General features: G+C 64.9%; 22 protein-coding genes and 1 tRNA gene. 11 read left to right on the top strand and 12 right to left on the bottom strand.

Going from position 1 to position 24,499, the window contains the following annotated elements; genetic code table 11:
- Positions 1-69 precede the first annotated feature (69 nt).
- On the top strand, positions 70-3,438 hold the full coding sequence (locus D6C00_RS02170) for a bifunctional diguanylate cyclase/phosphodiesterase (RefSeq protein ID WP_125180102.1): 3,369 nt from the start codon (positions 70-72) through the stop codon (positions 3,436-3,438).
- Between the two features lie 14 nt (positions 3,439-3,452).
- Here the strand turns inward: D6C00_RS02170 and D6C00_RS02165 are convergent, their stop codons facing one another.
- Together D6C00_RS02165 and D6C00_RS02160 are read right to left on the bottom strand one after the other, a co-directional pair.
- Positions 3,453-3,917, bottom strand: a complete 465-nt coding sequence (locus tag D6C00_RS02165; protein ID WP_125180101.1) for a DNA polymerase ligase N-terminal domain-containing protein — start codon at positions 3,915-3,917, stop codon at positions 3,453-3,455.
- Between the two features lie 111 nt (positions 3,918-4,028).
- Positions 4,029-4,571: a type 1 glutamine amidotransferase domain-containing protein gene (locus D6C00_RS02160; protein WP_125180100.1), complete on the bottom strand. Its 543-nt coding sequence runs from the start codon at positions 4,569-4,571 to the stop codon at positions 4,029-4,031.
- Between the two features lie 219 nt (positions 4,572-4,790).
- Here D6C00_RS02160 and D6C00_RS02155 point away from each other — a divergent pair, with 219 nt between their 5' ends.
- Positions 4,791-5,363 (top strand): NnrU family protein, encoded by a 573-nt coding sequence (locus D6C00_RS02155; RefSeq protein WP_125180099.1) that lies wholly within the window; start codon positions 4,791-4,793, stop codon positions 5,361-5,363.
- Here D6C00_RS02155 and D6C00_RS02150 read toward each other — a convergent pair.
- The 3 genes from D6C00_RS02150 to D6C00_RS15395 are packed head-to-tail and all read right to left on the bottom strand — an operon-like array spanning position 5,337 to position 6,981.
- Complete coding sequence (locus tag D6C00_RS02150) at positions 5,337-5,660, bottom strand: EscU/YscU/HrcU family type III secretion system export apparatus switch protein (RefSeq protein ID WP_125180098.1); 324 nt, start codon at positions 5,658-5,660, stop codon at positions 5,337-5,339. The genes D6C00_RS02155 and D6C00_RS02150 overlap by 27 nt on opposite strands.
- Positions 5,657-6,196 carry a flagellar hook-length control protein FliK gene (gene fliK, locus D6C00_RS15400; RefSeq protein ID WP_158675253.1) on the bottom strand — a complete coding sequence of 180 codons (540 nt, stop codon included), beginning with the start codon at positions 6,194-6,196 and terminating at the stop codon, positions 5,657-5,659. The genes D6C00_RS02150 and fliK overlap by 4 nt, the downstream gene beginning before the upstream one ends.
- Positions 6,157-6,981 (bottom strand): hypothetical protein, encoded by an 825-nt coding sequence (locus tag D6C00_RS15395; protein WP_158675252.1) that lies wholly within the window; start codon positions 6,979-6,981, stop codon positions 6,157-6,159. The genes fliK and D6C00_RS15395 overlap by 40 nt, the downstream gene beginning before the upstream one ends.
- Positions 6,982-7,073: 92 nt before the next feature.
- Here D6C00_RS15395 and D6C00_RS02140 point away from each other — a divergent pair, with 92 nt between their 5' ends.
- The 4 genes from D6C00_RS02140 to D6C00_RS02125 all read left to right on the top strand — a co-directional run bounded on the left by D6C00_RS02140 (position 7,074) and on the right by D6C00_RS02125 (position 9,516).
- Entirely contained in the window at positions 7,074-7,499 is a 426-nt protein-coding gene (locus D6C00_RS02140; protein WP_125180096.1) for a hypothetical protein, read from the top strand.
- Positions 7,500-7,691: 192 nt separating this feature from the next.
- Positions 7,692-8,270 (top strand): DUF2452 domain-containing protein, encoded by a 579-nt coding sequence (locus D6C00_RS02135; RefSeq protein WP_125180095.1) that lies wholly within the window; start codon positions 7,692-7,694, stop codon positions 8,268-8,270.
- Between the two features lie 32 nt (positions 8,271-8,302).
- Entirely contained in the window at positions 8,303-8,890 is a 588-nt protein-coding gene (locus D6C00_RS02130) for a TetR/AcrR family transcriptional regulator (protein ID WP_125180094.1), read from the top strand.
- A gap of 65 nt (positions 8,891-8,955) precedes the next feature.
- Positions 8,956-9,516, top strand: a complete 561-nt coding sequence (locus D6C00_RS02125; protein WP_158675251.1) for a carboxymuconolactone decarboxylase family protein — start codon at positions 8,956-8,958, stop codon at positions 9,514-9,516.
- A 21-nt stretch (positions 9,517-9,537) separates the two neighbouring features.
- On the opposite strand, the gene amrA is transcribed toward D6C00_RS02125, so the two are convergent.
- Positions 9,538-10,110: an AmmeMemoRadiSam system protein A gene (gene amrA, locus D6C00_RS02120; RefSeq protein ID WP_125180092.1), complete on the bottom strand. Its 573-nt coding sequence runs from the start codon at positions 10,108-10,110 to the stop codon at positions 9,538-9,540.
- Complete coding sequence (gene amrB, locus D6C00_RS02115) at positions 10,097-10,885, bottom strand: AmmeMemoRadiSam system protein B (protein WP_125180091.1); 789 nt, start codon at positions 10,883-10,885, stop codon at positions 10,097-10,099. Before amrB ends, amrA begins: the two co-directional genes overlap by 14 nt.
- A gap of 115 nt (positions 10,886-11,000) precedes the next feature.
- Here amrB and amrS point away from each other — a divergent pair, with 115 nt between their 5' ends.
- Positions 11,001-12,095 (top strand): AmmeMemoRadiSam system radical SAM enzyme, encoded by a 1,095-nt coding sequence (gene amrS, locus D6C00_RS02110; protein ID WP_125180090.1) that lies wholly within the window; start codon positions 11,001-11,003, stop codon positions 12,093-12,095.
- Positions 12,096-12,247: 152 nt separating this feature from the next.
- Here the strand turns inward: amrS and D6C00_RS15390 are convergent, their stop codons facing one another.
- From D6C00_RS15390 to glgB, 3 genes are all read right to left on the bottom strand, one after another.
- The gene (locus D6C00_RS15390) at positions 12,248-12,409 is read right to left on the bottom strand and encodes a hypothetical protein (RefSeq protein WP_158675250.1); all 162 of its coding nucleotides are present in this window, start codon (positions 12,407-12,409) and stop codon (positions 12,248-12,250) included.
- A gap of 33 nt (positions 12,410-12,442) precedes the next feature.
- The gene (locus tag D6C00_RS02105; protein WP_125180089.1) at positions 12,443-13,237 is read right to left on the bottom strand and encodes a DUF3108 domain-containing protein; all 795 of its coding nucleotides are present in this window, start codon (positions 13,235-13,237) and stop codon (positions 12,443-12,445) included.
- Positions 13,238-13,494: 257 nt separating this feature from the next.
- The gene (gene glgB / locus D6C00_RS02100; protein WP_241546772.1) at positions 13,495-15,687 is read right to left on the bottom strand and encodes a 1,4-alpha-glucan branching protein GlgB; all 2,193 of its coding nucleotides are present in this window, start codon (positions 15,685-15,687) and stop codon (positions 13,495-13,497) included.
- Positions 15,688-15,869: 182 nt separating this feature from the next.
- Between glgB and glgC the strand changes: the two genes are divergently transcribed.
- Genes glgC through malQ form a run of 3 tightly spaced genes read left to right on the top strand, consistent with a single transcriptional unit; the run spans position 15,870 to position 20,340 of the window.
- Positions 15,870-17,138, top strand: a complete 1,269-nt coding sequence (gene glgC, locus D6C00_RS02095; protein ID WP_125180088.1) for a glucose-1-phosphate adenylyltransferase — start codon at positions 15,870-15,872, stop codon at positions 17,136-17,138.
- Complete coding sequence (locus D6C00_RS02090) at positions 17,128-18,852, top strand: glycoside hydrolase family 57 protein (protein ID WP_125180087.1); 1,725 nt, start codon at positions 17,128-17,130, stop codon at positions 18,850-18,852. The genes glgC and D6C00_RS02090 overlap by 11 nt, the downstream gene beginning before the upstream one ends.
- Positions 18,853-18,858: 6 nt before the next feature.
- Positions 18,859-20,340 (top strand): 4-alpha-glucanotransferase, encoded by a 1,482-nt coding sequence (gene malQ, locus D6C00_RS02085; protein ID WP_125180086.1) that lies wholly within the window; start codon positions 18,859-18,861, stop codon positions 20,338-20,340.
- Between the two features lie 140 nt (positions 20,341-20,480).
- On the opposite strand, the gene glgP is transcribed toward malQ, so the two are convergent.
- Positions 20,481-23,042: an alpha-glucan family phosphorylase gene (glgP, locus tag D6C00_RS02080; RefSeq protein ID WP_125180085.1), complete on the bottom strand. Its 2,562-nt coding sequence runs from the start codon at positions 23,040-23,042 to the stop codon at positions 20,481-20,483.
- A 136-nt stretch (positions 23,043-23,178) separates the two neighbouring features.
- Positions 23,179-23,265: transfer RNA gene (locus D6C00_RS02075), tRNA-Leu, on the bottom strand.
- 96 nt (positions 23,266-23,361) lie between these two features.
- On the opposite strand from D6C00_RS02075, the gene queA reads away from it, so the two are divergent.
- The gene (queA, locus tag D6C00_RS02070; RefSeq protein WP_125180084.1) at positions 23,362-24,414 is read left to right on the top strand and encodes a tRNA preQ1(34) S-adenosylmethionine ribosyltransferase-isomerase QueA; all 1,053 of its coding nucleotides are present in this window, start codon (positions 23,362-23,364) and stop codon (positions 24,412-24,414) included.
- Positions 24,415-24,499: the final 85 nt, after the last annotated feature.

Raw genomic sequence — 24,499 nt, 5'->3', positions numbered from 1 at the left:
GTGAGGCCTGGATTCCCTCAGCCGGCCCTTCTGTCACTGTAGTCCTGATTTCATTCCGCTGACTCTGGCATGCCTCCAATCCTTCACAAACTGATCTGGCCGGGGCGCAGTCCCGGCAGGATTGCCTTCTTCTACATCGCCGGCGTCAGTCTGTGGATATATCTTTCCACCTATCTGCTTCAGGTCAGCAGCGGCGAGAGCCTGTTGCGCGAGTTCGAGCTGACCAAGGGGCTGGGGTTCGCCGCGTTGACCGGGCTGTTGCTTTACGTGCTACTCCGAACCTGGGGTCAGCAGGACAGTGCCGGGACATGGGCCGAGGCGGGCGCGACCAGTGCCCGATTCCGGACCCGTCTGCACCGGATCTTTCTGGGGTTCACCGCCCTGGTGGTGCTGCTGACACTGCTGGGCTATTTCATATTCACGCATGAACGTCAGCATCTGGAACAGCAGACCTATAACAAGCTGCAGGCGATCGCCGAGCTGAAATCGGAGCAGGTCGGGAACTGGCTGGAAGAACGCTATAGCGATGCGCAGACCCTTGCCGGGGACGGCATTTTTGTGCGTCAGGCAGCGGCGCTTGCAGCCGGGGACGAGGCGGTACATGCGTCGCTGAGCGAGCGATTGAGCGCTTTCCGCGAGGCCTATGGCTACGAAGGCGTCATGATCATCGGTCCGGACGGCTCTGAGCTCCTGAGCCAGGGTATACGTCATGTCATGCCGGAACTCGACCCTGCAGCAGCGGGGGCGGCGGTCCCGGTGCGCGACAGCCGGGTCGGCCATACCCGGTTTTTCAGGGACGCGCACGGGCAGCTGCATATGGATCTCATCATGTCGCTCCCCGGTAGAGAGGGTATTGGTGCCCATGCCGGCTTCATCCTCATCCACAGCAGCCCGGAGGACTTCCTGTTCCCGTACATCCGGAGCTGGCCGTCGGAACGCAAGAGCGGTCGCAGTCTGCTGGTGCAGCAGGATGGCAGGCTGGTGCAGTCTCTCGGTAGCAAATATGCCGCAGACGAGAGTTATGAATCCATCGAGTATCCCCTGGAGCTGCCCGACCGGCCTGGCTCCATGGCAAGGGGCGACGAGGATTCCGGGACCTTCCAGGGCAGGGACTACCGCGGTATACAGGTTCTGGCGGCTTATGACCAGGTGCCCAATATAGACTGGAAGATCCTGGTCAAGATCGACCGGTGGGAAGTGCTCGCTCCCCTGTACTCGCTGATGCGCTGGGTGGGCCTGATCAGTCTGTTTGCCCTGTCGGTGCTGGCTTTCAGTCTGCTTGTCCTGTGGCGCCAGCAGGAACGCATGTATGTTCTTTCGATGCAGGCGGAGCAACACAAGAACGAGGCGGTTCGAGAGGCGGCCGAGAAGGCCCTGGAGCAAAGCGAGTCCCGCCTGCGCACGCTGGTGCGCACCATCCCGGATCTGGTCTGGCTCAAGGATACCGAAGGTGTCTATCTGTTGTGCAACTCCATGTTCGAGAAATTCTTCGGGGCCACGGAAAAGGCGATCCGGGGCCATACCGATTATGACTTCGTCAGTCAGTCCCAGGCGGATTTTTTCCAGGAGCAAGATCAAAGGGCAATGCACGCCGGCGAGCCACTCATGAACGAGGAGTGGCTGAGATTCAACTCAGGTGGGTACTACGGCTTGTTCGAAACCGTCAAGACCCCGATGCGTGATTCCCGGGGCAATCTGATCGGTGTTCTGGGTATCGCGCGTGATGTCACCCGGCGCAAGCAGGCCGAGGATGAGCTCAGGCTGGCCGCCATGGTGTTCGAGCAGAGCCGCGAGGGAATTATCATCACTGACGCGGAAGACAGGATCATCAAGATCAACAAGGCCTTTACCGAGATCACCGGTTACACCGAAACCGAGGCGCTGGGTCAGCATCCGAATATCCTGTCATCCGGTCGCCATGACAAGGCGTTTTACCGCAGGCTCTGGCAGGCGGTGGAAAATCAGGGCTACTGGCAGGGCGAAATATGGAATCGGCGCAAGGATGGGAAGATCTATCCCCAGTGGCTGAGCATCGTCAGAACCTATGACGCCAACCCTAAGGTCAGGGGCCATATTGCCATCTTCGAGGATATCACCCAGCGCAAGCAGGATGAAGAACGTATCAACTGGCTTGCGCACTTCGATGCTCTGACCGGGCTTCCGAACCGTACCCTGCTTCTGGACAGGGTACGGAGTGCCATCGCTCGGGCGCGTCGCTACAAACACGGAATCGCCGTGCTTTACTGCGATCTGGACCACTTCAAGAATGTGAATGATGCACTGGGGCACAGTGTCGGTGACGGGCTGCTGAAGGAGGTGGCGGCCCGGCTACCGCGCCTGGTGCGGGAGCAGGATACGGTCTCGCGGCAGGGGGGCGACGAATTCATCGTGCTGCTGCCGGATACCGACAGCAATGGTGCGGCCCATGTCTGCAGGAAGATCATGTCGGAGATCAGCGAGCCCTGCAGCATTTCCGGTTTCGAGCTGAATATTTCGTTCTCGATCGGGGTCAGCATTTATCCCGATGACGGCGATGACTTCGATACCCTGGCAAAGCATGCCGATATCGCCATGTACCAGGCCAAGCAGATGGGGCGCAACGGGTATTGCTTCTTCACGCCGGAGCTACAGGGAATGACGGCGCGCACGCTGAAACTCGAAACCGATATCCAGCGGGCTCTGGATCACGACGAATTCCTGCTCCACTACCAGCCGCAGGTGTGTATCGCCACCGGCCGTCTGTCCGGGTTCGAGGCCCTGCTGCGCTGGCAGCATCCCGAATTCGGCATGATTTCACCCGCCGAGTTCATACCCATTGCCGAACGCAGCGGTCAGATTGTGCGTATTGGCGAATGGGTGGCCCGCACTGCGGCAATCCGGCTCAGAGGCTGGCTGGATGCGGGGCTGGAGCCGGTGAAGATGGCGGTCAATCTCTCGGTTCCCCAGCTGCAGCAGGCACGGTTGTTCGAAACCATGGAAACCATCCTGGACGAGACCGGACTGGCGCCTGAGCTGCTCGAGCTGGAAGTGACTGAAAGCATGCTGATGGAAGACCCCGAGAAGAGCGTCGCTGCCCTGCGTCGGCTCAGCCAGTACGGGGTGAAGGTTGCCATCGATGATTTCGGAACGGGCTATTCGTCGCTGGCCTATCTGAAACGGCTGCCGGTGAATTATCTCAAGATCGACAGGGAATTCATCCGCGATATTCCCGCTGATCCCGATGATGCGACCATTGCGCGTTCCATCATCAGTCTCGGGCACAGCCTGGGCCTGCAGATCATCGCCGAGGGCGTCGAGACCCAGGCGCAGCTCGAATTTCTGCGCGTGGAAGGGTGTGATCACATGCAGGGGTTTCTGTTCAGCCGGCCGCTGCCAGAGGCAGAGATGTTCGACTTGCTGGTCGGCATGGGCTGTCTGAAACAGGATGACGCGGGTTAGACCGCCAGTGCGGTTCAGGTCGACGCGTCGTCGAGTTTGAACAGCTGCCAACCGGGATGCCGGCCGCGGTAAGTGCGTTTGAGGGCATAACCGCCGTGCAGCTTGCCGCCCTCCAGCCAGACCTTCACCAGGCCTTCCTGCACCGACTCGCGCATCGAGCGCCGTTCGTCGCCATCGGCGCGCAGGTTGCGGTAATGGCCGGTGTCCCACACCAGTACGGTACTGTCGCTGTCTTCGGGTTCCGGCAGCGGGCCGCGAAAGGCGCTCAGGTCCAGCGGACTGTTACCGGTCTCGATGGCCAGACGGCGGTCGTCCGGCTCGGTGGACATGCCCTTGGGCACTGCCCAGGAGACCATGACATCACCGATCTCCAGCCGCAGGTCGTAGTGCCAGGGGCTGCCGGGATGGCGCTGGACGATGAAGCGGTGCGGGGCGGAGATGTCCCGGCCGGGGTCGGTCTTGAGCGGCTTGTGCCTCATGCGGCGATCCCCGTCAGTGAGTCAAGCGGCTGCATGCCGGGGCATGCGCGAGAGGGCGGATTCTTTCATTCCCGCTCCGCCTTGTCCAGTGTCCTGCGCCGCCGGTGTGCGTCAGCCATGACCATGCTGCGTTTCGGTTCCGGCGTCGGGCAGGCGCTTGAGCAGCGCTGCACAGAAGGCGTCGAGATCATCCGGTTTGCGCGAGCTGATGAGGTTGCCGTCCTCGACCACGGCTTCATCCACCCAGCGGGCACCGGCATTGATCAGATCGGTTTTCACCGACGGCCAGGAGGTCAGGGTGAGGCCGCGCACGACATCGGCCTCGATCAGCAGCTGCGGCCCGTGACAGATGGCCGCGACGGGTCTGCCGCTGTTGAAGAAGTGCCTGACGAAATCGACGGCATGCCTGTCCATGCGCAGCCGGTCGGGGCCGAAACCGCCGGGGATGACCAGAGCGTCGTAGTTGTCCGGATCGGCCTCGGCGGTGCCGAGATCAGGTGTGGTTTCGGAACGGCCGCGCTTGCCCCTGACCGTCTGGCCGGCGCTGGAGCCAATGACATCGACCGTGTGGCCCGCCGTCTGCAGGCGTTCCATCGGTACGCTGAATTCGGAATCCTCGTAGCCGTCTCCGACGATGATCGCGATATGTGACATAGCAGTCTCCCGCAGCGATTGGTTCGAGTGAGGTGATGTTCCGACAACTATAGAAAAGCCGCAGGATTCTGCGTCCATGCCCCCTCGCCATTCCGGGTTTTGCCGTCTGGGAATACGGCATGGTCAGGCTGCGGACCTCGCCAGGCCGGGGTTGGTCTCCTATGCTCAAGCATGTTTACCCATGCAGCCGTGACGGGCTGCGGCATCAGGAGAGAGGCATTGACGACCTATATTCTCGGACTGGTCCTGTTCTTCGGCGTCCATTCGATCGCCATTGTCGCGCCCCGCTGGCGTGACCGCATGGCCGCGCGGCTGGGACGGCTGCCCTGGATGGCGGTGTATTCCCTGATCGCGATCGTCGGGCTGGTACTGATCATTCAGGGCTACGTGAGCGTGCGGCAGTATCCCACCATACTCTATACCCCGCCCGACTGGCTGCAGCCGGTGGCGCTGCTGCTGCTGGTGTTCGTGTTTCCGCTGCTGCTGGCGGCCTATCTGCCGGGACGAATACAGCAGACGCTCGGGCATCCCATGCTGGTGGCGACCAAGCTGTGGGCGCTGGCCCACCTGCTGGTCAACGGGACCCTGGCCGGCGTGATGCTGTTCGGGATCTTTCTGCTCTGGGCCGTGGCCGATCGCATTTCGCTCAAGTATCGACAGGGACCGCCGGTGCCGCGTCTGCCGGCATCACGCTGGAATGATGTCCTGGTGGTGATCGGCGGCCTGGGGCTGTATGCGCTGTTTGTGCTGTGGGCGCACCGCTGGCTATTCGGCGTCTCCCCCCTGGGCTGACCCGGGAGCGGAACACGCATCGGTCGGGGTCCGGCCGCTGATGTAATAGGCGAAGGCGATGATCTCGGCCACGGCCAGATACAGCGCCGGCGGGATCTCCTCGCCCAGTTCCAGCTTCGACAGCAGTTCCACCATGGGGGCGTTCTCCTGCAGCGGTACTTCGTGCTCGCGTGCCAGCGCAATGATCTGCTCGGCCAGCTCGCCGCTGCCCTTGGCAGTGACCCGCGGGGCCCGCTCGCCGTCGTATTGCAGTGCCACGGCGAGTTCCGGGGCGCGCCTGTTCTTGTCCGCGCTCATGCCCGGTCGTCCAGGATGGGGCCGGTCGGGGCGGATGCCGGCGGCTCGCGCAGCCGGCCGCGCTTCACGTCCAGTTCATTGACCACCAGCCCCGACTGTTCCAGCCGGGCGCGCAGCCGCGGCAGATGCTCGGTCAGCCGGCGCAGGGGCTCGCCCTGTTCGCTGAGAAAGCGGGTGCTGATGTCGCGCTCGCCGTTCAGGCTGACCCGCGCCTGCACCGGTCCCAGACCGGGCAGGTCGAAGGCCAGCAGGACGGTCCAGCCCGGGCGCCCGCCGGTTGCGTCCTCGCCGCCGCGGCCGCCCTCGCGGCGGATGCGCAGGCTCCAGACATCGATGGCGTCCTCGCCGCGGCGTACCGGCAGCTCCACCAGCCATTCCGGGAGCTGCTGGCGTTCCTGTGGCAGGGAGGCGAGCTGATTGAGCTTTACCCGGGACAGGGCGGATTCCACCTGCTGCAGCAGACCTCCGCGCTGCAGCAGTTGCGTCAGGTCCAGCTTCAGTCGGCCCTCAATGGCGGCCTGGGGGCGCGGCGGCATGCCGGGACGCAGGACCGCCAGGCTGTCCAGGGCGGGCAGCGGCAGCGTCCTGCCGGCTGCTGCCGCGGCGGCCGGCGGTGCTGTCTGCGGCAGCGGGGGCGCGGCCGTTGGCGTGGTGCCGGTTGCAGGTGCCCGGGTCGCGCCGGCCGGGCCGGCGGCCTGGCGCAGCTGGGCCGCCAGTTCAGCAGCCCCGCCTTGAAATCGCCCTGTACCGCTGTCTGGGCCGTTTGCGCCGATGACTGTGTGCCGCCAGTGGCGCCGGCGGCGGCCCGGGCCAGCTTGCCTTCCAGGAACAGACCGCTGTTGGTCAGCGACTGCTGCAGTCCCCGGGGTGTGCTCACCCGGCCGGGATCGGGAAGCTGCTGGACGAAGCTGCGCACCAGCTGCGTGAGCTGGGGAGTGCTTCGGCTGGCCTCGGGCAGGGCAGCGAGCTGATTCAGTACCGACAGGGGCTGGGGCAGGGGACGTTGGGCCGGCAGGATCTGACGCAGGGCCTGACTGACGGTGTCCTGGCGCAGGGTATTGAGCAGGCGCAGCACCGGCAGATCCCGGCTCAGGCTGACCACCTCCAGGCGCAGGGGCTGCCCCGGGGTGAGCTGCAGACTGCCGGTGCGGGCCTGGACCAGCTGCCGCCCGATCTGCAGCGGCGTCTGGCCCTGGCTGGATTCGCGCACCACCAGCCCCTGCAGCACCTGGCCCACGCGCCAGGTGGCGGTGGTGGCGCCGCCCTTCGCCCCGGTTGGGGACGGGGGCAGAGGCGGGATTCCGGGACCGGTGGGTTGCATAAGGTCGATTCCTTGAAGCCTGTCTCAATATATCGGCCGGCTGCCCGCTAAATTGGGGAGCAGGCCCTGGAACAGAGAGTAAGCCTCCCCACATGACAGCGTCCACCGACCAGTTCTGGTTCACCCGCCGCGCCGGACAGGTGCGGGGCCCCTATCCCGGCGCCGAAATCACCCGTTATATCCTGCTTGGCCGGCTGCAGGAGGCCGACGAAATCAGCCGCGATCGCCATGACTGGCGGCGCCTGGCGGATCACCCCGAACTGATTCCCGAGGGGATGCGGGAACCGGACAGCGAGACCGGGCGCCGTCGGCTGGCCGCCGCCCGGCGCCGGGCCGATGAGCGCCGCGGCATCGACCGCCGCCCCCGCCGCCTGGCCCCGCCCCGGATCGAGCGCCGCAACGGCCAACGCCGGCGCGTCATGCCGCTCACACATCCGCAGGCCGGGGCCGTGCGCCGGCCGCTGGCTACTGCGGCCCTGATGTTCGGTCTGACCGGGCTGGCGCTGCTGCTGGTTTGAGCCGCCGGCGGGCGGGTTGGTAAGATAGGATTACAAGAGCGCCACGGAAAACACGGAAAGCACGGACAAAACCCTGACTATGGGCATTGTCATTGCCAGGCGCGAAGCGCCATGGCAATGACAATAAAATTTCCGTGTTTTCCGTGTTTTCCGTGGCGCATTTGATTCTATTCACTAACCAACCCGACACTCATGGACAAGACCCCCAATCCCCAGGGCAAGGGCTTGGTGCCGGTGCTCGAGAGCCTGGCCGCGAGCCGGGCGTCGATCGCCGCGGTGCCGCCCAAGACCATCGATCAGATCTCCAGCGAGCTGTTCACTTCCCTGTTCGTGCTGCAGAGCGATTTCAAGTTCAGGCCCGTGGTCGGGCGCAGCTACTGGCTGTACCGCAAGGGCGAGCGCTTCTGGCTGTCCCTGCTGGCCCCGCACGAATGGTCGGCGGCCGCCCATGGCCAGGTGATCGGCGAATGCAGCCTGCATGAGGACATCACCTGGACCCTGACCCTGGACGCGGCCGCGGCCCGGGACACGGCGCTGCTGGAACTGATCGAAGCCAGAAAACAGGCCTTCGAGCGCCGGCTGGAGGCCGCGGCAGCGGTCGATGAGACCCTGCCGGTGTTCGACGAGTCGCTGCCTTTCTATCAGCGGGTGTTCGCGTCCGCGCTGGCGCATTCGCTGCGCGTGTCCATGCAGAAGAGCGGCATCGAGGGCCTGAGCTACGACGAGGCTCGCGGGCTGCTGGCCGCGCCGGAGACCGACGCCCCGGATTGACATTCCGGACTGGTCGGTCCAGTATCTAACCCATGCCTGCCGGAAGACCTCTCGAATTCGATCCCGATACCGCCCTGGAAGCGGCCATGCAGCTGTTCTGGCGCCAGGGCTACGAAGCCACCTCGCTGCAGGAACTGCTGGATGAGATGCGCTTGTCCAAAAGCAGTTTCTACCAGGCCTTCGGCAGCAAGCATGCGTTGTTCGGACGCTGCATCGATCGCTACCGTGACAGCCTGGCGAGCGGCATGCAGCAACAGCTGGAGGCCGCGCCGCGGGCCTGGGATTTCATTGCCGGCATACTCAACTCGGTGGCCGGGGAGACGCAGGGCGAGGATGCCCGCCGCGGCTGTCTGGTCATGAACACCGCCAGCGAGTTCGGCCAGAGCGATGCCGAGGTGGCCGCGCGGGTCAAGGCCGGCGCCGCGCGCTTTCGCAAGGTCTTCCTGCAGGCCGTCAAGCGGGCGCAGGCCGAGGGCGACATCCCCACCGAGCGGGATCCCGGCCTGCTGGCCGACTATCTGGTCACCAACATGAGCGGTCTGCGCACCCTGACCAAGGCCGGGGCCAGCGCGGCCGCGATCCGGCGTATCGCCGGCGTGACCCTGTCAGCCCTGCGCTGAAAAAAATTTTCACTAAATATGGACTGAAAGGTCCATATTAAATAGAGCCAATGAGGAGATCAGCCATGAGCTATGCCATCCACGACAAGCAGTCCGCCCCCGAAGCCTCCCGTGAGGTCCTGGAACAGGCCGAGCAGGCCTACGGCTTCGTGCCCAACCTGTTCGGGGTGCTGGCCGAATCGCCGGCCGCGCTGCGGGCCTATACGGCCGTCACCGATATCCTCCAGCACGCCGGTCTGAATCCGGTCGAACAGCAGGTGGTCATGCTCACGGTCAGCGCTGACAATGGCTGCACCTACTGCGTCGGTGCGCATTCGGGCCTGGCGCAGATGGTGAAAATGGATCCGGCGGTCCTGGAGGCCCTGCGCGAGCAGCGCGAGCTGCCGGATGCGAAGCTGGAGGTGCTGCGTCGCTTCACCCTGGCCGTCCTGTCACACCGCGGCTGGGTCCCGGAGGCGGAGCTGCAAACCTTCCATGAGGCCGGCTATGGTCAGCGTGAAGTCCTGGATGTGATTACCATCGTCGCGCTCAAGACCCTCAGCAACTACACCAACCACATCGCCGGCACGCCGCTGGATCAGGCCTTTGCCGGCCTGGAATGGGAGCCGGCCCGGGCCACCGGCTGAACCGGTTGCCCGGTAGCGGGTTCACTGGAAGGACTCGGTGGTGTAGCGGCTGATCCGGATCCGGTCCGACCAGTAATCGGCCGGCAGGCCGGCCTTGCGCTTGAGTTCGGCCAGGAAATCGGCCGGCTCCGGCAGAGATTCCCACACCGTCGGCAGGAAGGTGGCGCGCTGGCCCTTCTCCTCCAGGATCAGACCGTCCACGCCAGGGCGCACCTGGCGCAGCAGGTCGGCCTCGTCCCTGAACTGCAGGGCCTGCGCCGGTCCGATGATGGACAGCTCCAGGTCCAGTTCCGGGTATTCGCCCCGCATCAGCGGCGGGAAGCGCGGATCGTGGAAGGCCGCTGCAAAGGCATGGTGACTGACTTCCTCCACCAGCGGTCGCCGCGCCTCCAGGCTGCCGATGCAGCCGCGCAGCTGTCCCGCGCGATGCAGGGTGACGAAGGCCGCCCCCGGCTCGCGCAGAGCCGGGTCGAAGGTCTCCGGATCCACCGGCAGCGGCCGGCCATGATCCAGGCCGTGGCGGATGGAGGCCCGGGCCAGGTCCAGCAGGGCACGGCGCTGCTCCTGCGTGAAGCGCGAATCAGTCGATGGCATAGGCCCCGTATCCGACCACCCGGTCGCGGGGTCCGGCGGTGTCGCCGGAATTGCGCAGATCCAGGGTATGAGCGTGCAGCCCGCGCGCGCGGGCAGCCTGCAACAGGCCGCCGACCGGGGTGCGGCCGCAGGCGTGGTCGTAATCGATCCGCTCCGGGGCCAGCGCCTCGATGGCCACCGACGTGGCCCGGTCCAGGGCGCGGGCGGTGTCGTAGTCGTGGTAATGACTCAGATCCGAGCTGATCACGATCAGGGTTTCCTCCCCGCCCCAGAGATGATCCAGCACCTCGCGCACTTCGGCGTAGCTGGCATCCCCCACCACCAGCGGTATCAGCCGGAACTCGCCCAGCACCTCCTGCAGGAAGGGCAGTTGCACCTCCAGGCTGTGTTCCAGGGCGTGGGCGTCATCACGGACCTGCACCTGGGGGAAATCGCGCAGCCCGGCGATGGCCTCGGTGTCCACAGGGATGTCGCCCAGCGGCGTGCGGAAGGCCTCGCTGGACGGCGCGGCCAGGCCGTGGAAGGGGACCCGGTGGGAGGGGCCCAGCAGCACCACCCGGCGGATATGGTCGCGCGCCCTGCCCAGACGGCCATAGACGCTGGCCGCCACCGGTCCCGAATACACATAGCCGGCATGCGGGGCGATGATCGCCTTGGGGGGCGGCTCCGTCGGGCTTTCCGCCGCCGCCAGCAGGTCCCGGACCTGCCGGCGCAGCACAGCCGGGTCGTCGGGATAAAACATTCCCGCAACAGCGGGTTGGCGAATCTGGCTCATGACGTTCACCTCCCTGCACCGGACCGGCAACGGCTGCAGAGTTGCATTCTCTAGCTACGGGCACTATCTCTAGATAATAGTAGGAACGAACGGCAGTATGGCGCAAGGATTGACAATGATGGAGCAGGCCGGGGACGGAGTCGTGAAAACCCAGTACTGGCACCGACTGGAGGACGGCCGGGTGCAGTGCGACCTGTGCCCGCGCTACTGCAAGCTCAAGGAAGGCCAGCGCGGCCTGTGTTTCGTACGGGCCAACCAGGGCGGCGAGGTGGTGCTCACCACCTATGGCCGCTCCAGTGGCTACTGCATCGACCCGATCGAGAAGAAACCGCTGAACCATTTCCTGCCCGGCACCCCGGTGCTGTCCTTCGGCACCGCCGGCTGCAATCTGGCCTGCAAGTTCTGCCAGAACTGGGATATCAGCAAGTCGCGCGAGATCGACACCCTGGCCGACCAGGCCAGCCCCGAGACCATTGCCCGGGCGGCGGAGGAACTGGGCTGCCGCAGCGTGGCCTATACCTACAACGATCCGGTGATCTTCCATGAATACGCCATCGACGTGGCCCGGGCCTGCCATGAGCGCGGTATCAAATCGGTGGCCGTGACCGCCGGCTATGTCACCGCCGAGCCGCGCAAGGAATTCTATCGCTACATGGATGCCGCCAATGTGGACCTGAAGGGCTTCACCGAGGCGTTCTACTGGAAGATTACCGGCGGTCACCTGCAGCCGGTGCTGGATACCCTGCTGTATCTCAAGCAGGAGACGGATGTCTGGTTCGAACTGACCACCCTGCTGATCCCGGAGCACAACGACTCGGATCAGGAACTCGACGAGATGACCCGCTGGGTGGTGGAGAACCTGGGGCCTGAGGTGCCCATGCACTTCACCGCCTTCCACCCGGACTGGAAGATGCAGGATGTGCCGTCCACGCCGCAGGCGACATTGAGCCGGGCACGCCGGATCGCGATGAACAACGGCGTGCGGTACGCCTATACCGGCAATGTCCACGACAGGGAAGGCGAGAGCACCTACTGCCACAGCTGCAGCAACCGGCTGATCGGGCGCGACTGGTATGTGCTGAGCGACTGGAACATCACCCCCGAGGGCAAGTGCAACAAGTGCGGCACAAAGGTCGCGGGTGTGTTCGAGGCCGAGCCCGGCCACTGGGGCGCGCGGCGCCAGCCGGTGCGCCTGGCCGATTACGCCTGATTTCCGGTGGCGTAGGATGGGTGGAGGCGCATCGCGCCGTAACCCATCATCATGCCGGCCATGATGAGTTACGCTTCGCTTCACCCATCCTGCAGAGAGGCTGCAGTGTGTAGGCCGGGATAAGCGCAGCGTTCCCGGTAATGTGACAACACTTAGAGATGCCCGCGCAATCCCACCGATACCACGGCGTAGGTGACGATCGCCATCCCCGCCGTGGCCACCCAGGCCTGGCGGCGCCATCCGAACAGATACAGCATCGTGACGATGGTCCAACCGATCAACAGCGGCCAGTAGCGGACCTCACCCGTGAACATGCGCCGGTCCTTTCCGCTCGGTCTGGTGGAGTATCATCGGTTCTCTCCGCGTAACAGTTCGCACATCAGCCCTTCCCTTGGGATTTCCAGCGCCTGGCGGTAGATGCCGGTCAGCTCGCTGATCACCTTGCCGTATTTGACCCGGCTTTCCATCCGCACCGGCAGGTGCCGGTCGTCGTCGGTCAGCCAGAGGTGCATCTCGCCGCTGCGCTTGAAGATGCCATCGCTCTGCAGCCGGGGATGGATCTTCACCGTCGGTGTATCCTCGCCGAGCAGGGTATCCAGCCGTTCCCGTCCGAGTACCTCCACGCTCAGAATGTAATGCCTGTCCTTGTCGACCACCGGCAGGCGGTAGGTCTCGCCGGCTTCCAGCGGCAGGCTACGGGTGGTGAAAAAGGCCGAAACCATGTCCAGGGTGTCCGGCGCGACCGGGTAGGTGATGGTCTTCTGTTCCAGATGGTCGGTCATCCGCACCGTGCCCGGCCATGGGAAATCCAGCGTCAGGTCATTACGGTGGCGTCCCTCCTGCTGCCTGAAGCGATACCCCAGCGGCCGCAGGCCGCGGTCGGTACGCCGGGCCTCGGCCCGGATCAGATCCCGCACCTCGTAGACCAGGTCGACGGCGGCGTTGGAGCAGGCCTCGAGCCGGAACCGTGCCCGCCCCGGCGCGGGGCTGCGGGCCTCGAGGATGGCCATGCCGGCCGGCACGAACAGCCAGTGAATGCTGAAGTGCAGGCGTTCGTAGTCCCCGTCCCAGCCGCGGGCCTCTGCGCGGACGGTCATGGTGCCCAGGCAGCACAGCAGCAGACAGAGGAGCGCCGGTTTCATGCGATGATTCCGGGTTGAGTGAGTGAAATCAAAAGCGCCACGGAATACACGGAAAGCACGGAAAATAATATATGCCGTTAGATGGTGATAGACAGTTTATCCGTCATTCCGGCGCAGGCCGGAATCCATAAGCCGCTGTGATCTCTGGATTCCGGCCTGCGCCGGAATGACGGGAAAGAACGAGCTTAGTTCAACCTGGGTTTCATTGAATATAATTTGTCCGTGCTTTCCGTGTATTCCGTGGCGCTCTTCAATACCTACTCCCGCACCAGGATCAGCCCCGCCAGTGGCGGCAGGGTCAGTTCGATGGAATACGGATGTCCCATCCAGGGCGTGGGTTCGGCCGTCACTCCATCCTCACCGAGGTTGCTGCCACCGTAATAGGCAGAATCGGAGTTCATCCTCACCCGGTACCAGCCCGGCCCGGGCACGCCGAGGCGGTAGCGCTCGCGCACGATCGGAGTGAAGCTCAGCACCACGACGACGAAATCCTCGCCCGCGCGGCGCTGGTAGCTGATCACCGACTGGGCGGCGTCGTGGCAGTCGATCCAGTCGAAGCCATCGGCGCTGAACTCGTGCGCATGCAGCGCCGGCAGCTCGCGGTACAGATGGTTGAGGTCGCGCACCAGCGCCTGCACTCCGGCGTGCGGGGGATGCTCGAGGGCGACCCATTCCAGCTCGGCGTCGAAGTTCCATTCCGAGCGCTGGCCGAATTCCTGGCCCATGAACAGCAGCTTCTTGCCGGGATAGCTCCACATGTAGGTGTAGAGCAGGCGCAGGTTGGCGAACTGCTGCCACTCGTCGCCGGGCAGCTTGTGCAGCATGGAAGACTTGCCGTGGACGACCTCGTCGTGGGAGAAGGGCAGGACGAAGTTCTCGGTGAAGGCGTAGAGCAGGCCGAAGGTGAGCTGGTCGTGGTGGAAGTGGCGGTGGACGGGATCCTTGCTCATGTAGAGCAGGGTGTCGTGCATCCAGCCCATGTTCCATTTCATGGAGAAGCCCAGGCCGCCCACCCAGACCGGACGCGTTACCTGCGGCCAGGCGGTGGACTCCTCGGCGATCATCAGGGTGCCCGGATGCTGGCCGTGGGTGACCTGGTTGAGTTCGCGCAGAAATTCGATGGCCTCCAGGTTCTCGTTGCCGCCGTAGATGTTGGGCAGCCAGTCGCCTTCCTCGCGGGAATAGTTCAGGTACAGCATGGAGGCCACGGCGTCGACCCGCAGGCCGTCGATATGGAATTCCTCCAGCCAGTACACGGCATTGGCCAGCAGGAAGTTCTTCACCTCGTTGCGACCGTAGTTGAAGATGTAGGTGCCCCAGTCGCGGTGCTCGCCGCGGCGTGGGTCGGCGTGCTCATACAGCGGGCTGCCGTCGAAACGGGCCAGGGCGAAGGCGTCCCGGGGAAAGTGGCCGGGCGCCCAGTCCAGGAGCACCCCGATGCCGGCCTGATGGCAGCGGTCGACGAAGGCCCGGAAGCCGTCCGGGTCGCCGAAACGGCTGGTGGGCGCGAAATAGCCGGTGGTCTGGTAGCCCCAGGAGGCATCCAGCGGATGTTCGGTCACCGGCAGCAGCTCGATATGGGTGAAGCCCTGCCCGGCCACGTAGGGGATCAGGCGTTGGGCGAGCTCGGCGTAGCTGAGGAAGCCCCCGTCGGCGTCACGCTGCCAGGAGGCCAGGTGGACCTCGTAGATGGCCATGGGGGCGCGCTGCCAGTCGGTCTGCCGGCGGCGCTGCATCCAGTCCGCGTCGTCCCAGCTGTAACTGCTGTCGTCCAGGGCCCGGGTGGCGGTGCCGGGGCGCAGTTCGAAGGCCTGGCCATAGGGGTCGGTCTTGAGATGGATGCCGCCGTGTTCGCGGTTGCGGATTTCATATTTATAGAGTATTCCCGGCGTCAGGTCGGGGATGAACAGCTCCCAGACGCCGCTGCCGCCGCGTACCTGCATGGGATGGCGCCGGCCGTCCCAGCGGTTGAAGTCGCCCGCCACGCTGACCCGCTCGGCATTGGGCGCCCAGACGGCAAAGCGGATGCCCCGGATGCCGTCGACCTCGTGCGGGTGGGCGCCGAGGAATCGGTAGGCGTGCCAGTGCCGGCCCTCGCCGAACAGGTGCAGATCGAGATCCCCCAGCTGGGGGGCGAAGCAGTAAGGGTCGTAGGCCTGGTGCTCGCGGCCGTCCGCGTCCTGCCAGGCGAGGCGGTAATAGGCGGGCAGACTGTCGGCCGGGCCGCGCCAGAGGTAAAAGCCCTCCGGCGCCAGCGGCTGCATCGGGGCATCGGCCTCGACCAGGCGCACGGCCGTCGCACCGGGCAGCCAGGCCAGGACGCGGGTGTTACCGCCCTCGCCGTGACGGCCCAGCACGGCGAAGGGGTCGTGATGCCGGGCCTGGGCGATGCGGGTCAGCTCGGCGGCGGATGGAAGCCCTTCGGCGTTTGTGATATCGATGGTCTTCACCTGCGACTACACTTTGAGTCAGTGACGTGGGTCACGGGATGACGGATGCCATTATTCCCGTTTGCGTTCGATGTTAACATGGAACCGCACAAATCGGGGTATGCCGTAGCCGGGCGGACGGGACCGCCCGAGTGGCCGCACCGCCGGCCACAGCGGCACAGGATGAATAACAAGGAGAGACTATGTATACCGCGCCAACGCGTCGTTTTGTCAGCCGTCTGACGCGCAACACCCTGGCCCTGATCCTGGCCGGCGGTCGCGGATCGCGGCTGAAGCACCTCACCCTGTGGCGGGCCAAGCCCTCCGTGCCCTTCGGCGGCAAGTTCCGCATCATCGACTTTCCGCTGTCCAACTGCATGAACTCGGGCATCCGCAGTGTCGGGGTGCTGACCCAGTACAAGGCCCATTCCCTGATCCAGCACATCTACCGCGGCTGGAATTTCCTGCGCGGCGAGTTCGGGGAATTCGTCGAGCTGCTGCCGGCCCAGCAGCGCATCGAGACCTCCTGGTATCAGGGTACGGCGGATGCCGTCTACCAGAACCTCGATATCCTGCGCGCCCATTCCCCGGATTATGTCCTGACTCTGGCCGGGGATCATGTCTACAAGATGGACTATGGCCCCATGATCGCCGAGCACGTCGAGCGCAAGGCGGACATGACCGTGGGCTGCCTGGAGGTGAGCCTGGAGGAGGCCAGGGCCTTCGGTGTGATGTCCATCGACGAGGCCGGCTGGATCAAGAACTTCAGCGAGAAGCCGGAGCAGCCCGATGCCATCCCCGATCAGCCCGGCCGGGCCCTGGCCTCGATGGGCATCTATGTCTTCAATACCCAGTTCCTGTACGAACAGCTGATCCGGGATGCCGATGACGACGGCTCCGAGCACGATTTCGGCAAGAACATCATCCCCTACGTCATCGACAGGTACCGGGTGCTGGCCTATCCCTTCCGTGACCCCACCAGCGGCAAACAGGGCTACTGGCGCGATGTGGGTACGGTGGATGCCTTCTGGGAGTCCAATCTGGAGCTGTGCGGCGTCACCCCGGAGCTGAATCTCTATGACGAGGACTGGCCCATCTGGACCTATCAGGAACAGCTGCCGCCGGCCAAGTTCGTGTTCGACGACGAGGACCGGCGCGGCATGGCGGTCGATTCCATGGTCTCCGGCGGCTGCATCATCTCCGGCGCGAAGGTGCGTCACTCGCTGCTGTTCTCCAATGTCAAGGTTCACACCGGCGCGGTACTGCAGGATGCCGTGGTGCTGCCCGACGTGGATGTGGGCAAGGGGGCGCGTATCACGCGGGCGGTGGTGGACAAGGGCTGCGTCATTCCCCCGGGCATGGTCATCGGGGAAGATCCGACGGTCGATGCCGAACGTTTCTACGTCTCACCCAGGGGCGTGATCCTGGTTACTCCCGACATGCTCGGGCAGGAGCTGCATCATGTCAGATAAGACGCCGATCAATGTGGTCATCTGCTGGCACATGCACCAGCCCCAGTATCACGATCTCGGCAGCGGCCGCTATTTCCAGCCCTGGACCTATCTGCATGCCATCAAGGATTATGTCGATATGGTGGCGCACCTGGAGCAGGTGCCCGAGGCCCGTGCCGTGGTCAATTTCGCCCCCATTCTGCTGGAGCAGCTCGACGATTACCGCCGCCAGGTTGCTGAGTTCAACGCCGGTACGGCCATGACCATCAGTGATCCGCTGCTCGAGGCCCTGGGCAGCACTGTGCTGCCGGCCGACGAGGATGCCCGGATGCAGCTCATCCATTCCTGTCTGCGGGCCAACCAGGAGCGCCTGATCAACCGCTTTCCGGCCTACCAGTTGCTGGCGAGGGTGGCCCGCTGGATGCTCAAGCACCCGGCTGCGCTGTGTTATCTCGATGACCAGTTCCTGATCGATCTGCTGGTCTGGTATCACCTGGCCTGGACCGGGGAGACGATCCGGCGCGAGGATCCGCGTATCCAGCGACTGCAGGACAAGGCCCATCACTTCAGCCTGCAGGACCGGCGCGAGCTGATGCAGGTGATCGGCGAAATCCTCGACGGTCTGCTGCCGCGTTACCGCGCCCTGGCCGAGTCCGGGCGGCTGGAGCTGGCCTTCAGCCCCTACGCCCACCCCATCGTGCCTCTGCTGCTGGATATCGAATCCGCCCGCCAGGCCATGCCCGAGGCCCCGCTGCCCGACGGTCAGGGCTACCCCGGCGGCGAGGCGCGCGCCGTCTGGCACATCCGCAAGGGCAGGGCGGTGTTCGAGCGCTTCTTCGGCTTCACCCCGGCCGGCTGCTGGCCCTCGGAAGGCGGCGTGAGCGATGCCACCCTGCGGCTGCTGGAACAGGAGGGCATCCGCTGGACCGCGACCGGCGAGTCGGTGCTGCACAACAGCCTGCAGCAGGATGAGGCGCACCGCGATGACACTCGCGAAACCGCCCTGTTTCAGCCCTGGCACCTCCCCGGCAGCGAGCTGGCCTGTTTCTTCCGTGACGACGGCCTGTCGGACGCCGTCGGCTTCAACTATTCCGACTGGCATGCCGACGACGCCGTCGCCAACCTGATCCATCACCTCGAGAACATCGCCGCTGCCTCGCCGGAACCGCAGCGCCATGTGGTGAGCATCATCCTCGATGGCGAGAACGCCTGGGAATACTATCCAGAGAACGGCTATTACTTCCTGCAGGCCCTGTACCAGCAGCTCGCTGACCATCCCGCGATCAACCTGACGACCTTCTCCGACTGCCTCGACCATGACGTCGAGGTGAACGAACTGCAGTCACTGGTCGCCGGCAGCTGGGTCTATGGCAGCTTCTCCACCTGGATCGGCGACCCGGACAAGAACCGCGGCTGGAACATGCTGATCGAAGCCAAGGAGGCGGTCGACCAGGTACTGGCGGCCGGCGGCCTGAGCCCGGAACAGCAGGAACGGATCGAACTGCAGCTGGCCATCTGCGAGGGCTCGGACTGGTTCTGGTGGTTCGGAGATTACAACCCCTCCGATTCGGTGGAGGATTTCGACTCCCTGTTCCGGCTGCAGCTGGCCAATCTGTATCAGCTGCTGGGGCAGGCGCCGCCGGAGTACCTGGCCCATGCCTTCTCCTTCGGTGCCCGGGGCGAGGGTCCGGCACGCGGCGGTGTCATGCGCCAGGGCAGGAGCGGTCATGGCTGATCAGGCATGAGCCGGCCGCAGCATCCCATCGAGGTCCGCCGCCGGGCCGGCGTGCTGCTGCATCCGACCTCGCTGCCCGGCGGCAGCGGTGCGGGAAACCTGGGCCATGCGGCTTTTCATTTCATCGACTTCATGGCCGATTGCGGTCTGTCCGTGTGGCAGGTGCTGCCGCTGGGGCCGACACACGAGGATCGATCGCCCTACCAGACCACCTCGGTGCATGCCGGTTCGCCGGAGTTGATCAGCCTGGATCTGCTGCAGGAATGGGGCTGGCTGGAGATGCCGCCGGCGCCCGATCCCGCCGATCCGGATGCCTGGCACCTGGAGTGTCTGCGCCGGGCGCGGTCACGCTTCCAGCGCCATGCCAGCGCGGCCGACCAGGCCGCATTGCGCGAATTCATTGATTCGCACGCGGCCTGGCTGCCCGATTTCGCCTGCTATCAGGCAATTAAAGATACCCGGGACGGCGAGGCCTGGGTCGACTGGCCGGCGCCGCTGCGCGATCGCGAGCCGCAGGCGCTGGAGGCCTTCCGCGCCGGGCACGGGGAGGCCATCGAACAGGTCATGTTCGAGCAGTTCGTCTTCTTCCGCCAGTGGCATGACCTGCGCCGCTACGCCAACGAGCGGGACATCCTGCTGTTCGGTGACATCCCCATCTTCGTCGCCCACGACAGTGCCGATGTCTGGGCCAACCGCGAGGGTTTCCTGTTGCAGGAGGACGGTCATCCGCAGGTGGTGGCCGGGGTGCCGCCGGATTATTTCTCCGAGACCGGCCAGCGCTGGGGCAATCCGCTCTACGACTGGGAGCAGATGTCGCGCAGTGGCTACAGCTGGTGGTGGGAACGCATCCATACCCAGCGCGACCTGTTCGATCTGATCCGGATCGACCACTTCCGCGGTTTCGAGGCCTACTGGGAGATCCCGGCTGCGGCCGAAACCGCCATTGCGGGCCGCTGGGTGAAGGGACCGGGCGCGGCCTTCTTCGAGCAGATGCTGACGCGCTTCGGTGATCTGCCGCTGGTGGCCGAGGACCTGGGTACCATCGACGAAGCCGTGGAGCAGCTGCGCGATGCCTTTCATCTGCCGGGGATGAAGATACTGCAGTTCGCCTTCGGCAGCGGCGCGGACAATCCCTATCTGCCGCACAACCATGTACCGCTCAGCCTGGTCTATACCGGCACCCATGACAATGACACCACGCTGGGCTGGTACCAGTCCCTGGATGCGGCCGCGCGCGAGCACCTGGTGGCCTATCTGGGGCAGGAGGCCACGGACATGCCCCGGGCCCTGAACCGGACCGCGATGGCCTCGGTGGCCTGGTTGAGTGTTGTCCCCCTGCAGGACTGGCTGGGTCTGGATGGCAGCCATCGCATGAACCAGCCCGGCGTGCGCGGGGGCAACTGGCAGTGGCGGTTCGAATGGGACTGGATCGACGCGGATCTGCCGGGGCGCATCCGCGAACTGCTCGAGCTCTACGGGCGTGCCTAGCGAGAGATACAAGATGCAGGATACAAGATACAAGTAGAGCACTTCCGGCTTGTATCCTGCCACTTGTATCTTGTATCAGCTCCCGACAACCGCGTACTCAAATATTCCTTCACAGGCTCCGGTCGAGCCTGCCCCGAACGCTACAACCAGATCATCCTCCCCACCTCGAACGGATGGCTGAGCAGCCAGTGCGAGGGATAGAGCCGGATCTTGTAGAACTGCAGACCGGCCAGGGGCGGTTTGAAGTTCAGGCTGAACACGGATTCACCCTGCTGGTTGGTGCCGGCCGGTTCGAACTCGAAGCAGGCGTAGGAGCTGAACTCACCGTGCTCGTCCTCGGTACCCACTACGCATTCCACCTTGATGTCGATAGGTGCCAGGCCGTTGAGGTTGACCGCCACCTTGATGTCGCAGGCCTCGCCCGAGGGGACGGCCTCGGGCATGGCATCCACGCGGTGCGCAGTGACCTTGTCCCAGCGTTCCAGGATCTTCCGCTTCCAGGCGGCCAGGTCGCGGGCGCCCTTGAAGTCATCCTCTGACAGCTTGCGACAATGGCGCGCTGCCGGGGCGTAGAAATCGCGCACATAGTCCATCACCATGCGCTGGGAGCTGAACTGCGGCATGATGGACTTGATCGAGGCCTTGGACATGCGCACCCAGCCCTCGGAATAGCCGTGGCCGTTGCGTGCGTAGTACAGCGGAATCACCTGATGCTCGAGCAGATCGAGCAATTCGTTGCTCTCCTCCTGATCACGGTAGGCGGCATCGTATTGTGGGCCGTGCGGCATGATGGCCCAGCCGTTCTCGCCGTTGTAGCCTTCGCCCCACCAGCCGTCGAGCACACTGAGATTGATCACGCCGTTGATGCCCGCCTTCTGCCCCGAGGTGCCGCTGGCCTCCATCGGGTATTCGGGGGTGTTCAGCCACACGTCCACACCGGTGACCAGCTTGCGGGCCAGTGCCATGTCGTAACCCTCGACCATGACGATGCGTCCGGCGAACTCCGGCCGGCGCGAGAATTCGTTGATCACCTGGATCAGGTGCTGGCCCGGCTGGTCGTTGGGATGCGCCTTGCCGGCGAACAGCAGGATCACCGGGCGTTTGGGATCGTTGAGCAGACGCGCCAGCCGTTCGGGATCCGCGAACAGCAGGGTGGCGCGCTTGTAGGTGGCGAAGCGCCGGGCGAAGCCGATGGTCAGAAAGTCCGTCTCCTGCGGCAGCAGATGCTGGGTCAGGCGGTCGATCTGGGCGTCGGACAGGCCATTGCGCTTGTGCTGGATGGTCACCCGCCGGCGCACGTCGGTCATCAGGTCCGACTTCATGCTCTGGCGCAGGCTCCAGAAACTGTGGTCGGGGATGGCGTCGATCCGCTCCCAGTAGTCCTCGTTGAGCAGCTCGTTGCGCCAGCCGCGGCCGAAGCGCATGTCGTAGAGGTTGGCCCAGTCGCTGGCCAGGAAGGTGGGCACATGCACACCGTTGGTGACATAGCGTACCGGGCTTTCCGATGGCGGCACCTGGGGCCAGATGTAGCTCTCCATCTGCGAGGCCACGCCGCCGTGGATGCGGCTCACGCCGTTGTGAAAACGCGAGCCGCGCAGGGCCAGCGCCGTCTGGTTGAAGCCGTGGTGATTGTTGGGGCTGTCGCCGAGGGCGAGGAATTCGTCCATGCCCAGGCCCAGGTCCTTCACATAGTCGCCGAAATAGCTCTTCATCAACTGGTGATCGAAGATGTCGTGCCCGGCCGGTACCGGGGTGTGGGTTGTGAACACGGTGCCGGCGGCGACCTGCTCCAGCGCGCTGTGGAAGTCCATGCCTTTCTGGCGGATCATTTCGCGGCAGCGTTCCAGCACCTGGAAGGCGGCGTGGCCCTCGTTGATGTGCCATACCGTGGGGTGCAGCTCCAGGGCGCGCAGGGCGCGCACGCCGCCGATACCCAGCACAATCTCCTGCTGGATGCGGGTGGTGATGTCACCGCCGTAGAGCTGATAGGTGATGGCACGGTCTGCCTCCTGGTTCTCGGGCAGGTCGGAATCCAGCAGGTAGAGGGTGATGTGACCGGCCTTGGCCTCCCACACCTTGAGCATGACGCGTCGTCCGGGCAGGTCGACGAACACATGCAGTTCCTGGGCACTGACCAGGGCCGGACTCAGCGGCAGGTTATCGAACCGGGCGGGGGCATAGTGGGCAATCTGGTTGCCGTGGGCGTCGATGGTCTGGTTGAAGTAACCCTGGCGGTAGAGCATGCCCACGGCGACGAAGGGCACGCCCAGATCGCTGGCCGCCTTGCAGTGATCGCCGGCCAGGATGCCCAGGCCGCCGGAGTAGATGGGCATACTTTCGTGCAGCCCGAATTCGGCGCAGAAGTAGGCCACCAGTTCGTTCTGTTCGGGGTCCAGATGTTGGCGGATCTCCTTGCGCGGTGCCTCGCTGTTGTAACTGTCGTAGGCCGACAGGGTGCGGGCATAGTCCTCCATGTAGACCCGGTCCTCGGCGGCGGCGTCCAGGCGCTCCTGGGCTACCCGGCGCAGGAACAGTTTCGGATTGTGACCGCAGTCTTCCCACAGCTGCGGATCCAGCCGGTAGAACAGGCCGCGCACCGGCCGGTCCCAGCTGTAGAAGAGGTCGTCGGCCAGTTCCTGCAGACGTGCCAGGCGCTTGGGCAGGGTGGGTTGGACTTCGATCGAATAGCGTGTTCCGGCCATGGTTTGGTATCAGTTCCTGGGTGTCGGGATCAACAGGCCCTGAGTGGCGCGTGAGCGCGCCGCTCCGGTGACGATTATTGTGTAATTGCAGTAACTATGCCAGATCAGCATCGGGTCAGCCGTGGCATCGGGAAAGTGGTGCCGGGAGAGAGACTCGAACTCTCACAGTGTTGCCACCGGGGGATTTTGAGTCCCCTGCGTCTACCAATTCCGCCATCCCGGCAGGGCGTCCGGCGCGGGCCGGAGTGGCGTAGTATACGGTATACGGCGGTCGGGACAACCGGGGCGGGAACGCCGGGCTGTGATACCATGCCGCGCCATGCAACGCAGTGATTTTCACTACCTTCTTCCCGAGCACCTGATCGCCCAGATGCCGCTGGCCCGGCGCGACGCCAGCCGCATGCTCACGGTCGACGGCGCCAGCGGTGACTGGCGGGACGCGCGCTTTGCCGAACTGCCCGACTACCTGCGCCCCGGGGACCTGCTGGTGATCAATGACACCCGGGTGATCCCGGCCCGCCTGCACGGCCTCAAGGCCAGCGGCGGCCGGGTGGAGGTACTGATCGAGCGGGTGCTGGATGCACGCACCGCCCTGGCCCATGTGCGCGCCAGCAAATCGCCGAAGCCGGGGGCGCGGCTGTATCTGGAGGAGGTGCTGGAGGTCGAGGTGGCGGGACGCGAAGGTGAGCTGTTCCGGCTGTGCTTTCCACCTGAGCGCACGGTGACGGAATGGCTGGAAGCGCACGGTCATGTGCCGCTGCCGCCCTACATTCAGCGTCCCGACCAGGCCGAGGACCGCGAGCGTTACCAGACCCTGTTTGCGCGGGTGCCGGGGGCGGTGGCCGCGCCCACCGCCGGGCTGCACTTCGATGCAGCCATGCTGGAACGGCTGGCCGGGGCCGGGGTGGAGACGGCCCGGGTCACGCTGCATGTGGGCGCGGGCACCTTCCAGCCGGTGCGGGTGGATGACCTGAATGCCCACCGGATGCATGCCGAATACGTGGAAGTGGGTGAAGCGGCAGTGGCCCGGATCGAGGCCACGCGCGCGCGCGGCGGCCGGGTGCTGGCCGTGGGCACCACGGTGGTGCGCAGCCTGGAGGCTGCCGCCGCGGACGGCGCGCTGCGGCCCTTCGCCGGCGAGACAAGGCTGTTCATCACCCCGGGCTATGAATTCCGGGTGGTGGACCTGCTGCTGACCAACTTCCACCTGCCTGAGTCGACCCTGCTGATGCTGGTGTGCGCCTTCGCCGGCTGTGAACCCGTCATGCAGGCCTACCGCCATGCGGTGGAGGCGGAATACCGCTTCTTCAGCTACGGCGACGCCATGCTGCTCAGCCGCGCCGGGCTGGCGCTGGAGCATTTCAAAAGATGAACCACGAAGGACACAGAGAAGAACAACCCCGTCATTGCGAGCGGAAGCGAAGCAATCTCTTTCCGCAGCGAGGAACGCCGAACGA

Origin of the sequence: Thiohalobacter thiocyanaticus (genome assembly GCF_003932505.1) — a bacterium.
Taxonomy (GTDB): Bacteria; Pseudomonadota; Gammaproteobacteria; order Thiohalobacterales; family Thiohalobacteraceae; genus Thiohalobacter; species Thiohalobacter thiocyanaticus.
The sequence above is the reverse complement of the archived record's forward strand: the minus strand, read 5'-3'. Positions and strand labels throughout refer to the sequence as shown.

Coding starts and splice junctions, on each gene's coding strand:
- D6C00_RS02170 (WP_125180102.1), top strand. CDS start 70: ATGCCTCCAATCCTTCACAAACTGATCTGGCCGGGGCGCAGTCCCGGC.
- D6C00_RS02165 (WP_125180101.1), bottom strand. CDS start 3,917: ATGAGGCACAAGCCGCTCAAGACCGACCCCGGCCGGGACATCTCCGCC.
- D6C00_RS02160 (WP_125180100.1), bottom strand. CDS start 4,571: ATGTCACATATCGCGATCATCGTCGGAGACGGCTACGAGGATTCCGAA.
- D6C00_RS02150 (WP_125180098.1), bottom strand. CDS start 5,660: ATGAGCGCGGACAAGAACAGGCGCGCCCCGGAACTCGCCGTGGCACTG.
- fliK (WP_158675253.1), bottom strand. CDS start 6,196: ATGCCGCCGCGCCCCCAGGCCGCCATTGAGGGCCGACTGAAGCTGGAC.
- D6C00_RS15395 (WP_158675252.1), bottom strand. CDS start 6,981: ATGCAACCCACCGGTCCCGGAATCCCGCCTCTGCCCCCGTCCCCAACC.
- D6C00_RS02140 (WP_125180096.1), top strand. CDS start 7,074: ATGACAGCGTCCACCGACCAGTTCTGGTTCACCCGCCGCGCCGGACAG.
- D6C00_RS02135 (WP_125180095.1), top strand. CDS start 7,692: ATGGACAAGACCCCCAATCCCCAGGGCAAGGGCTTGGTGCCGGTGCTC.
- D6C00_RS02130 (WP_125180094.1), top strand. CDS start 8,303: ATGCCTGCCGGAAGACCTCTCGAATTCGATCCCGATACCGCCCTGGAA.
- D6C00_RS02125 (WP_158675251.1), top strand. CDS start 8,956: ATGAGCTATGCCATCCACGACAAGCAGTCCGCCCCCGAAGCCTCCCGT.
- amrA (WP_125180092.1), bottom strand. CDS start 10,110: ATGCCATCGACTGATTCGCGCTTCACGCAGGAGCAGCGCCGTGCCCTG.
- amrB (WP_125180091.1), bottom strand. CDS start 10,885: ATGAGCCAGATTCGCCAACCCGCTGTTGCGGGAATGTTTTATCCCGAC.
- amrS (WP_125180090.1), top strand. CDS start 11,001: ATGATGGAGCAGGCCGGGGACGGAGTCGTGAAAACCCAGTACTGGCAC.
- D6C00_RS15390 (WP_158675250.1), bottom strand. CDS start 12,409: ATGTTCACGGGTGAGGTCCGCTACTGGCCGCTGTTGATCGGTTGGACC.
- D6C00_RS02105 (WP_125180089.1), bottom strand. CDS start 13,237: ATGAAACCGGCGCTCCTCTGTCTGCTGCTGTGCTGCCTGGGCACCATG.
- glgC (WP_125180088.1), top strand. CDS start 15,870: ATGTATACCGCGCCAACGCGTCGTTTTGTCAGCCGTCTGACGCGCAAC.
- D6C00_RS02090 (WP_125180087.1), top strand. CDS start 17,128: ATGTCAGATAAGACGCCGATCAATGTGGTCATCTGCTGGCACATGCAC.
- malQ (WP_125180086.1), top strand. CDS start 18,859: ATGAGCCGGCCGCAGCATCCCATCGAGGTCCGCCGCCGGGCCGGCGTG.
- glgP (WP_125180085.1), bottom strand. CDS start 23,042: ATGGCCGGAACACGCTATTCGATCGAAGTCCAACCCACCCTGCCCAAG.
- queA (WP_125180084.1), top strand. CDS start 23,362: ATGCAACGCAGTGATTTTCACTACCTTCTTCCCGAGCACCTGATCGCC.